This window comes from Mesorhizobium sp. M1A.T.Ca.IN.004.03.1.1 (assembly GCF_003997555.1).
GTDB lineage: Bacteria > Pseudomonadota > Alphaproteobacteria > Rhizobiales > Rhizobiaceae > Mesorhizobium.
Genome location: NZ_RZTV01000978.1, coordinates 1 through 241, shown reverse-complemented (window position 1 = coordinate 241; position 241 = coordinate 1). Strand labels below are relative to the sequence as shown.

Sequence of the window (241 nt, the reverse complement as noted above, 5' to 3'; positions counted from 1 at the left end):
CTAGTATATACCTCGCAGGTGGTATATTTAGCCGATTTTATCGTTCAGAGGGGTACGAATTGGCCACCTCCCGCAGTGACGACTACAACGCTTTAGCCGCCGTCATCGCCGCGACGCGCGAGACCGGCGGCGACCATTTCGGCGAGGCGATCGTCGGCTGGCTGCGCGGGCATGTCCGCTTCGATCACTGCGTGATCTTCGGCTATCGCGGCGCCTCGCGTCCGCCGTTGCTGTTCGAAAC

1 pseudogene is annotated in these 241 nt (G+C 61.0%); it reads left to right on the top strand.

Features of this window, described 5'->3' with window-relative positions:
* Positions 1-59: 59 nt before the first annotated feature.
* Positions 60-241, top strand: a pseudogene (locus EOD29_RS37735) (helix-turn-helix transcriptional regulator); the annotation flags it as partial.